The organism is Bradyrhizobium sp., from assembly GCF_049691595.1.
Taxonomy (GTDB): domain Bacteria; phylum Pseudomonadota; class Alphaproteobacteria; order Rhizobiales; family Xanthobacteraceae; genus Bradyrhizobium.
Window position 1 is genome coordinate 1 of the sequence record NZ_JBAVNZ010000152.1, and the last position, 5,096, is coordinate 5,096.

Consider the following 5,096-nt stretch of genomic DNA (forward strand, 5'->3'; position numbering starts at 1 on the left):
TTTGGAAGCCTGGTTCATGAAAACCTCAGCCGAAATCGAGGCGTGAACGCGATCAGCCGATGCGATTCCCGGCTCCGCGCCCTAGATATCCCATCCGGACGCGACCCTACCACGGACCGTTACGGGATCACACATCGGCTCCCGCCTGTGTTGACGACCTTTCAGGGAAGAATATGGTGCCGCCATGGATGACAAGACCGAGACCAAAGCGAAAGCCGGCGCGATCATCGTTCCGGTGACGCTGTTCGAGCAGAACTGCACCATCATCTGGCACGAAGCCAGCAAGAAGGCCGTGGTCATCGACCCCGGCGGCGACGTCCCGAAGATTTTGGCGGCGATCAAGCAGACCGGCGTCACGGTCGAGAAGATCTGGCTGACCCATGGTCATATCGACCATGTCGGCGGCGCCGCCGAGTTGCGCGATGCGCTGCGGGTGCAAATCGAAGGACCGCATATCGCCGACAAATATCTGCTCGACAATGTCGTCTCCAGCGGCGCGCGTTTCGGCATGACCGGCGTGCGCGATTTCGGGCCCGATCGCTGGCTCGACGAGGGCGACCAGGTCGCCATCGGCGAACTGACCTTCGACATCCTGCACTGCCCCGGCCATTCGCCGGGCAGCGTGGTGTTCTTCAACAAGGAATTGCGTTTTGCCCATGTCGGCGACGTCCTGTTCAACGGCTCGGTCGGCCGCACCGATCTGCCCGGCGGCAGCCACGCCGCGCTGATCCGGTCGATCACTGAAAAACTGCTGCCGCTCGGCGACGATGTCGGCTTCATCTGCGGCCATGGCGCGGGCTCCAGCATCGGCCAGGAGCGGATGACCAATCCGTTCCTCACCGGCGAGCTGTGAGCTGCGGCTGCTCGGCGAGCCCATTCAGCCGCCAACCCGCCCTGGCATCTCACCCGCGCCGGCCTGCGCGAGGTGCCGCGCGCCCCAGTCGCGGATCGCGGCGATGACGGGAACGAAACTCCTGCCCTTGCGGGTCAGGCGATATTCGACCTTGGGCGGGACGACGCCAAAATCCTTGCGGTCGATCAGCCCGGTTTCGGTGAGCGCCTTCAATTCGCGGCTGAGCACGCGGGGCGCGATCTCCGCACTGCCGTCCGAACCGCGCAACAGGCCGGTTCTGATTTCGCCATAGCGCCGCGGGCCGCCTTTCAGATCCCAGACGATCCGCAGCTTGTATTTGCCGCTGATCATTTTCTGGAACGCCGCCACCGGGCAGCCGCAGGGCTGGGCCGATCTCACCTTCGCCATCTCGCAACCCCCTCTGCCTTGCCCGCGTCGGGTCAGGATAGGAACAAGGGCGAAAAAGTCTATACTATCATTTTTGTCCATACTTGCGCCGATGCGCCTGAAAGCAGCAGATTTCCAGCGTGACCTCGCCTCAACAAGGAGCCGACGATGAAGCATTTCATGATCAGATATCAGTTCGCCAACGGCAGCTCTGAAGAATGGCATCGGGAAATCCGCCGCTTCATTGCCGCACTCGACAATGACTCCGAACTCAAGGGCAAGATCAGCTACCGGTGCCTGAAAAATCGCGACGATTCCAGCTACTGCCATCTCGCCTCCGCCGCCGACGATCAGGCCGTCAAGACGCTGCAGCAGAGGGATTTCTTCAAGCACTACACCGAGAAAACCCGGCAGGTCGCCGGCGGCGAAGTCGTGGTCACGCCGATCGAACTGATCGCGGAGACCGCGGCGAGCTAGCCGCCGCGACGGGCCGCCTATTTCATCAGTCCCGCGGCGGTCAGCGCGCGGGTAATGACGGCGCCGACATCGATTCCGGCACGGCGCGGCGGACGCGGGTTCTTTCCATGGCGGGCCGGCGTCGGCCGTGGCCACAGCGTCGCGGCAAGTTCGGGCGCAGGCGCCGATGCCGGAACCGCGATCGGGACCGTCTTCGCCGCTTGCTGCGGCGTCGCCGTTGCAACCACCACGGGCTCGCGCACCCGTCCGGTCAGGCCGAAGAATTTTGCGATGTGATAGGAGGACGAGATGCCCGCCTCGATCACGAACGCGCCCTGCTCGCCATATTGCTCGTCATTGTCGACCGCGCCGAGCGGCGTGCCGTGCGCCATGTCGGTGATGGTGTAGGATTCGACCACCGTCTCGCCCTCGGCGTTCCACCAGACCTCGCGGGGATATCCGTCGACATCGGCTTTCGACATCGGCGCCGGCGGCAGGCCATGCACGTCGAGCCATTGCTTGACGATCTCATCGGCGTTGGCCGGGTTCACCGTGCGATCGGCGCTGCCATGCCACACCGACAATTTCGGCCACGGACCCCTGTGCTTCGAAGCCTTGCGCACCAGGTCGCCCAATTCGGATGCGGGGCGCGATCGCGACTGCAGCATTCCGTTCAGCGCTTCCGGCACATTGCTCGCGATGCCGAACGGCAGGCCGGCGATGACAGCCCCGGCCGCGAACACTTCCGGATAGGTCGCAAGCATCACCGTCGTCATGGCGCCGCCGGCGGATAGCCCGGTGACGTAGATGCGGCGCGGATCGATTTTGTGATCGCCGGCCATTCGCGCGATCATCTGCCGGATCGAATGGGCTTCGCCCCGGTCGCGGGCGGTGTCCTCCGGATTGAACCAGTTGAAGCAGGCGTGGGCGTTGTTGGATGGCTGCTGCTCCGGCATCAGCAACGCAAAGCCATAGCGCTTGGCCAGCGTCGACCAGCCGGCGCCGAGATCGTAGCCGGCAGCCGTCTGGCCGCATCCATGCAGCACGACCACAAGCGCGGGCGCGCGCCGCAGCTGTTCCGGCACGAATGCGAACATCCGCAGCGCGCCGGGGTTGGGCCCGAAATCCCTCACCTCGATCAGCGGCGTGCGGACGCGTTGATGCGCCCCGTACGCTCCCAAGCCATTGAACCCGTTCAGCTTCGGCAGACGGCGCAGGAAATCAATATTCTTCGCAAGGGACACCGGCAGCTCCTGGGGCGATTGTTTTTGTGTAGCTCGAGCAACAACAGATAATTGCTGCACCGCAAAATTTAAAGGCCGCGGACGGTTCATCCCCTGCAATGTTGTGGTTCACGTCGATTTGTCAGGCCGCCGCGGGCCGCTTCCGTGTCAGAAAAATGACACCGGTGATGATCAACAGTGCAAACCGCGCGCATGCCGCAAATCGCGCCAATCGCGCAGCCTAAAATGGCGACAAGGACCGCGATGGCGTCATAGATGCCGGGGCCGGAACCCGCTCCTTCCGCGGCGAAGGCGTGACCGGCCTGATCCCTATCAGTCAGGCCGCGCTCACCCTCAAAGGCATGATCGACGATTTCGTCCGGAACACATTCGACCATCCGACGCTGGGCCAGGCCTGCAAGATCGCCGAACTGGACCGGAGCGGGATGACGCCGGAACGCGCTTCCTCATCAATCCGGAACGAGATTCAAAATGCGACGCCGATACGGATTCCACGCCGCCAGACGACACGGGCTTTCTTTTTCACGCTGCCATGCCGAAGCTCGAACCGCTCCGGCACCGGCACCATCGGAAATATTTCAAGACACGCCCCGCCGGGTGAATAGTCGACGATGGCGCACGCGATCACCGGCGCTTTCGGAGCCGCGATGATCTGCCCTTTTTTGGACACCAGGCCGGCTGGCTTTACCCGTTGGTACAATCGTGGATGCGACATCGTTAACCCTGCGAAATTGAGCCGGCATCTTGGCCGGGCGACGAACCCGGCTGTCGATTCATGGTGACCTGCCGGGAGTGCAGCGTCCGCCGGGCATTTTCGGTGAGCCCTGTGCCGCAATCCTGGCAGGCGAAGCCTCGGCGTTTCGTCGGCGATCAGCTAATCGAGCGACCCCTTGCAAAGGACGGCTCCGATCGCCCGAAAGCAGAACACTTCGGGTATTCCAATGAGCAAGAATATGCCTCCGCGCGTTAAGTTCGCGTTAAATGGAAATCCATGGACAGGGAAGGTAATGGAGTATCCCGAATCCCTCATACCAACGATCGTTGGCATTTGCCCATCGAGCGGATCGGCCCATCGCCGATAGCGCTTCGCGCTGATCCGGACTGTGTGGCTGTCGCCGGCCCCGACGACCGCGCGCCAGCAAATTCCGGGAGATGGGAAGCCGCCCCAAACTGCGCGACAACCATGCATCGGCAGCAGCCTCCGCAGCATTGCCATGGTCTCCCCCAGCCCGTAGTTTGGGCCGAGCCCCGCATAAACAAAACAATATTTCCGGAGAGAAACCCCATGGCCCGCCTCAAATTCGGAGCCTTCCTCGCCCCGCATCATCCAATCGGCGAGCATCCGATGCTGCAATTCCGCCGCGACCTCGATTTCGTTGAGCAGATCGACGCGCTCGGGTTTGACGAGTTCTGGTGCGGCGAGCACCATTCCTCGGGCTGGGAAATGATCGCCTCGCCGGAAATGTTTCTGGCCGCCGCTGGCGAGCGCACCAAACGCATCAAGCTCGGCACCGGCGTCATCTCGCTGCCCTATCACCACCCCTTCAACGTCGCCCAGCGCATGGTGCAGCTCGACCACATGACCGGCGGCCGCGCCATCTTCGGCTCCGGCCCGGGCGCGCTGGCCTCCGACGCGCATACGCTCGGCATCGATCCGATGACGCAGCGCGACCGCCAGGACGAGGCGATCGCGATCATCCGCCGCCTGTTCCAGGGCGAGCGCGTCACCGCCAAGAGCGACTGGTTCACCATGAACGACGCCGCGCTGCAGCTGTTGCCGCTGCAGGAAGAGATGCCGTTCGTGGTGGCCTCGCAGATCTCGCCCTCGGGCATGACGCTGGCGGGCAAATACGGCATCGGCATCATTTCGCTCGGCTCGATGTCGACGCAGGGGCTGATGGCGCTGCCGACGCAATGGGGTTTTGCCGAGGACGCCGCGAAAAAGGCCGGCACCCATGTGAGCCGGTCCGACTGGCGCGTGCTGCTGTCCTGGCATATCGCGGAAACCCGCGAGCAGGCGCGGCGCGAGGCCGGCGCCGGGCTGATGCGCTGGCACAACGAATATAATGTCGGCACGCTGCAGCGGCCGGGGCTGACGGCGTTTTCGTCGCCGGATGAAGCCGTGGACAAAACCGCCTTCGTCGACGGCGCGGCGT

6 protein-coding genes are annotated in these 5,096 nt (G+C 63.5%); 4 read left to right on the forward strand and 2 right to left on the reverse strand.

The annotated features are described in order from the left end of the window. Positions 1-184 precede the first annotated feature (184 nt). On the forward strand, positions 185-853 hold the full coding sequence (locus tag WCE35_RS06705; protein WP_424592564.1) for an MBL fold metallo-hydrolase: 669 nt from the start codon (positions 185-187) through the stop codon (positions 851-853). A 24-nt stretch (positions 854-877) separates the two neighbouring features. Here WCE35_RS06705 and WCE35_RS06710 read toward each other — a convergent pair whose 3' ends face one another. Continuing rightward, entirely contained in the window at positions 878-1,261 is a 384-nt protein-coding gene (locus tag WCE35_RS06710) for a winged helix-turn-helix transcriptional regulator (protein ID WP_424592565.1), read from the reverse strand. A 147-nt stretch (positions 1,262-1,408) separates the two neighbouring features. Between WCE35_RS06710 and WCE35_RS06715 the strand changes: the two genes are divergently transcribed. Then, positions 1,409-1,717, forward strand: coding sequence for a hypothetical protein (locus WCE35_RS06715; protein WP_424592566.1), 309 nt, complete (start codon positions 1,409-1,411; stop codon positions 1,715-1,717). A 17-nt stretch (positions 1,718-1,734) separates the two neighbouring features. Here the strand turns inward: WCE35_RS06715 and WCE35_RS06720 are convergent, their stop codons facing one another. After that, the gene (locus tag WCE35_RS06720) at positions 1,735-2,940 is read right to left on the reverse strand and encodes a PHB depolymerase family esterase (protein WP_424592567.1); all 1,206 of its coding nucleotides are present in this window, start codon (positions 2,938-2,940) and stop codon (positions 1,735-1,737) included. Positions 2,941-3,233: 293 nt separating this feature from the next. Between WCE35_RS06720 and WCE35_RS06725 the strand changes: the two genes are divergently transcribed. Both WCE35_RS06725 and WCE35_RS06730 read left to right on the forward strand, forming a co-directional pair. Continuing rightward, positions 3,234-3,545 (forward strand): hypothetical protein, encoded by a 312-nt coding sequence (locus WCE35_RS06725; protein WP_424592568.1) that lies wholly within the window; start codon positions 3,234-3,236, stop codon positions 3,543-3,545. Positions 3,546-4,225: 680 nt separating this feature from the next. Further along, positions 4,226-5,096 (forward strand): LLM class flavin-dependent oxidoreductase (locus WCE35_RS06730; protein ID WP_424592569.1); only part of this gene is annotated, 871 nt, incomplete at its 3' end.

Coding starts and splice junctions, on each gene's coding strand:
- WCE35_RS06705 (WP_424592564.1), top strand. CDS start 185: ATGGATGACAAGACCGAGACCAAAGCGAAAGCCGGCGCGATCATCGTT.
- WCE35_RS06710 (WP_424592565.1), bottom strand. CDS start 1,261: ATGGCGAAGGTGAGATCGGCCCAGCCCTGCGGCTGCCCGGTGGCGGCG.
- WCE35_RS06715 (WP_424592566.1), top strand. CDS start 1,409: ATGAAGCATTTCATGATCAGATATCAGTTCGCCAACGGCAGCTCTGAA.